Genomic DNA, 4,708 nt, shown 5'->3' with positions numbered 1-4,708 from the left:
AAAGGATCCATTCTGTGTCGGTTGTCAATATCTTCCCCTCATCTGGGGCTCAGCGCGGGTACCAAGTTCTTCCGGGCGTGCCTTGGTTACCCGCACCACCGCGGCTTTATATTCGGGGATTTTTGCCTGCGGGTCGAGGATATCGTGAGTGAGCAGGTTGGCAGCAGCTTCGCGGAAATGGAAGGGGATGAAGACCACCCCAGGGTTCGTTTTAGGCGTAACATGGGCGCGCAGGACGATTGAGCCACGCCGTGAAGTAACGCGCACAGCGTCGCCGTCTTGGATTCCTAAACGGGCCGCGTCCCCGGGATGAATGTCCACCAATGGTTCTGGGAAAAGGTCGTCCAACCAGGAATGCCGGGTCAGCGTACCCCCATGCCAGTGTTCAAGCACTCGCCCGGTACTCAACACAAAGGGATAGTCATCATCGGGCATTTCGGCGTTGGGCGTGTAATCAAGGGGGTGGAACTTGCCTCGCCCACGGGGGAATGTGTCCGCAAACAAAAAAGGTGTGCCCGGGTGCTGATGATCCCACACCGGGGTTTGTAAACCGCCCTCGTGCTCTAAACGCTCATAGGTCACCCCGGCATACTCGGGAACGTAACGTCCCATTTCCTCTAAAACTTCGGAGGGGTGGCGGTAGTTCCAGTAAGCGGTCTGAGGGCGGCCGAGACGCTTTTCAATGCGTTTGGCCAGATCGCAGATGATCTCCCAATCCGGTCGAGATTGGCCGCGCGGGGGAATGACCTGGCGCACGCGCTGAACACGGCGGTCGGTATTGGTGAAGGTGCCTTCTTTCTCGGCCCATGAAGCGGCAGGCAGGAAAACGTCTGCGAAGGCACTGGATTCATTAATGAAGAGGTCTTGGGCTACTAAAAATTCTAATTCCTGCATTTTCTTGCGAGTATGGTTCAAATTGGGCTCTGACATCATGGGATTTTCGCCCATGATGTAAAGCGCACGCACCCCACCTGGGCCAACACTGCTGAGGATTTCGGTGGTGGTTAAGCCCAATTCACGGCTTAAGCCCCCCGGTTCAATGTTCCAGGCTTGTTCCCAACGGCGTGCGTTATCCTCTACATCCACGCGTTGATAGCCGGGATAGTGCCAGGGCATAGCGCCGGAGTCGGAAGCGCCTTGCACATTGTTTTGCCCTCGCAATGGATTTAAGCCGGTGCCGCGCCGGCCAATATGCCCGGTGAGCAAGGCTAGGTTAATCAAGCTGAGGGCATTCGCTACCCCGTGGCTGGATTCGGGAATGCCGAGCGCCCAGTAAATCGCGGCATTTTTGGCTGTGGCGTAAAGCCGTGCCGCCTCAATGATGAGGTTCCTATCTACTCCGGAGATGTTTTCGGCATATTCGGGGGTGAACTTTTCCATAGAGGCGGCAAAGGCCTCAAAATTCTCTGTGCGCTCGGCAATAAACTGCCGATTGTATAAACCTTCTTTGAGGATGACATGCGCCATAGCGGAAAAGACGGGTACGTCTGTGCCAGGCTTAATCGGTAAATAGAGGGTGGCGTAATCTACCATCTCAATGCGCCGTGGATCTACCACAATCAGTTTGGCACCATGTTTCCGCACGGCTGCCTTCATCTGCAAAGCGATGATGGGATGATTCTCAGTGGGGTTGCTCCCGGTCAGGATAAACACGTCATTTTCGATCACCTCGGCAGCAGTGTTACTCATCGCCGCTGAGCCGATGGCCATTTGGAGGGCTACCACACTGGCAGCATGGCACAGGCGGGTGCAATGATCTACGTTGTTGGTGCGAAACAAAGCGCGATACATCTTCTGTAGGAGATAATTATCCTCATTGGTTGCCTTAGCGCAACAATAAACCGCCATGGCATGAGAGCCTTCCCTTCGATAGATCTCAACCAAGCGGTCGGCAACATAATCGAGGGCTTCGTCCCATGATGCCTCCCGCCATTCAGAGAGATTAAAAGCCTGAGTGCGTTCCCCGGGACGTTGCGGGGTTTTTCGGATCAGCGGAACCGTGATGCGTTGAGGGTTATAGATGAAGTCGTAACCGAAGCGCCCCTTGACACAAAGATTGCCGTGGTTGACCACCGAATCAAAAGGTGAGGTTACCTTGTAAATAAAACCATCCCGGACATGGAGTTCCAGGTTACAACCCACACCACAAAAGGGACAGATTGTGGAAACAATACGTTCTGGAGTTAACATGGCTTATACTCCCTTCATACTGTTAAGTTGGCGCGGCGTTTTTTCCCCCGCCGTTCGCTGCGGGTTAATTGCATGATAGCCTCGGGGGTGTGACCTTGTTCTAGGAGCCACTCGCGCTTAGGCTTAAGGGCACCAGTGGGGCATACGCCCACGCATTGACCGCAAAAGACACAGGTTGTTTCAGGCATGGGATGATGGAAAAAGGTGCTAATTTGGGTCTCATAGCCTCGCCCGCTGAAGTTGATGGCGTAAGTATACTGAGCGTCCTCAGCACAGACCTGAACACAGCGCCAACATAGAATGCATTTGGCGTAATCCCGAACGTACATTGGGTTATCATCAATCACGGGTGGCTCACGGCGCTGTGCATCAGGGAAGCGCCGAGGATCGGCGTTGTAGTTTTTAGCCATGGCTAAAATCTCGGGTGCTTCAGAGAGATCAACGCTTGAGTGAAGCATTTCCAAAATCGTGCGCCGAGCACGTTGTACCCGCGCGCTATGGGTTTGAACCTCCACCCCCTCTTGTACGGTTGCAATACAAGCGGGGACCAAAGCACGGGCGTTACTAACTTCCACTACGCAGATGCGGCATAACGCGTTGGCAGTGCAGTGCTCGTGATAACAGATGGTCGGAATCTCAATACCAACCTGCTGGGCAGCTTCCAAAATGGTTGTGTTGGGATTGGCTTGGATGGTTTGTCCATCTATGGTGAGAGTGACAGGGGATGGTTCCATGGCAAACCTCGTGTTGGGGTTGAGTCAGGCGGGTTGGGCGGGTTGAAACAGATGGGGCCAGTATTTGAGTGCGCTCAGGATGGCCGAGGCGGCAGTTTGCCCCAGGCCACACAAGGAGGCATCCATCATAGTCCAACCCACATCTTGTAGTCGTTCGATATCGCCAGGTAAGAATTGGCCATTGCGCAGCCGTGCCAGGATTTCATATTGGCGTTGGGTGCCAATTTGACATGGGTAGCATTTTCCGCACGATTCCTCAGCAAAAAAGCGTGCCAATCGGTACACCACATCGCGCAAGTCGCGCTGGGCGTCAAAAACGGTGATCACCCCCGAACCCAATGTCAATCCGGCAGAGCGTAACCCTTCAAAACTGAGCGGGGTATTCAGGTGATCGGGTGTGGCAAAGGTGCCTGCAGCTCCTCCGATCAAGGCTGCTTGAAAAGGAACGTCACTGCGCAGGCCACCCCCCAAATCGAAAATAAGATGCCGTAGGGTGACCCCGAAGGGAACTTCATATAGGCCTGGCTGGTTTACATCACCAGAAAGGCAGAAGAGTTTTGGTCCGGGCGATTTCTCGGTACCAATTTTGCGGTACTCTTTGGCTCCCAAGTTTAGAATCAGCGGCACATTCGCCAGTGTCTCAACATTGTTGATAACCGTAGGCTTCCCAAATAAGCCGTGTGTGGTGGGAAATGGGGGCTTTACCCGTGGAAACCCGCGCTTGCCTTCAATGGATTCGAAGAGTGCTGTTTCCTCTCCGCAAATGTATGCTCCTGCACCACGGCGGATTTCAATATCAAATGAAAAGTCGCTTCCTAAAATGTGTGTCCCGAGCAGATTGGCAGCACGCGCTTCTTCAACTGCGCGTTGAATGGTATGGTAGGCGTTGAGGTATTCGCCACGAATGTAAAAATATCCTTTCTCTGCTCCAATGGCATACGCCGCAATAATCATGCCCTCTAGGATCTGATGGGGATCATCTTCCATCAGCACGCGATCTTTGAACGTGCCTGGTTCGGCCTCATCCGCGTTACAAACAACGTATTTGGGGCTTCCTTGGGCTTGGGCAGCGCTTTCCCATTTTAGCCCAGTAGGGAAGGCTGCTCCACCTCGCCCAACTAATCCAGACGCCTTTATTTCCTCGATCACGCTTGCGGAGGACATTGCCAAGGCTTTCTTCAGTGCAGTGTAACCTCCATCGGCTAGATAGGCCTCCAAAGAGGTGGTCTGACCCAAACCGCAGCGCTTGGTTAATAAACGCAGGTCGCCCTCTACGTGGGTTTGCGGGCGGCGACCTGTTTTTGCGACGAGTTCCTGCAAAGTGCTTTCGGGAGAGGCTGTGGCCGGTATGTTTTGGATCAACAACGCAGGGGCATGATCGCACAATCCGAGGCAAGGTGCTTGCTCAATAGTGACGCTTACCAATTCACCGGTTTCCAGCGCATACTCAGCATGACGGCTGAGTTGCTTGAGCACAGTATCCGCGCCTGCCAAGGCGCAAGCAGGGTCGTTGCACACATGGATGATAACCTTGCCCACTGGCTCGGTGTGGAACAGGGCGTAAAATTCGAGAACCCCAAACACATCTGCCAATGGTACCCTTAATGTGCGGGCGATTTCCTCTGCCACTGGCTCAGGGATATAACCATAAAGGTCTTGTGCAGCATGAAGCGCAGGTAAAAGCGCCGTGCGTCCCTGAGGGGCGAGTTCAGAAAGCACAGGTTGTAGTAGAGCAAGATCGGGCGCAGACATAAGTTTATTCTCCAAGGTGGGTCGTTGGGTTA

3 protein-coding genes are annotated in these 4,708 nt (G+C 53.8%); all 3 read right to left on the bottom strand.

The features are described 5' to 3' along the window. Positions 1-24: 24 nt before the first annotated feature. Positions 25-2,190, bottom strand: coding sequence for a formate dehydrogenase subunit alpha (fdhF, locus tag AC01YT_RS01165; protein ID WP_476672322.1), 2,166 nt, complete (start codon positions 2,188-2,190; stop codon positions 25-27). Between the two features lie 14 nt (positions 2,191-2,204). Next, positions 2,205-2,924, bottom strand: a complete 720-nt coding sequence (locus AC01YT_RS01160; protein ID WP_476672320.1) for a 2Fe-2S iron-sulfur cluster-binding protein — start codon at positions 2,922-2,924, stop codon at positions 2,205-2,207. Between the two features lie 24 nt (positions 2,925-2,948). Continuing rightward, positions 2,949-4,708, bottom strand: a 1,760-nt coding sequence (gene nuoF, locus AC01YT_RS01155; protein ID WP_476672318.1) for an NADH-quinone oxidoreductase subunit NuoF, incomplete at its 5' end; no start/stop codon positions are given.

The sequence above is a fragment of the Thermanaerothrix sp. genome (genome assembly GCF_056331585.1).
Note: the sequence above shows the minus strand (reverse complement) of the source record. Positions and strands in the feature narration are given on the sequence as shown.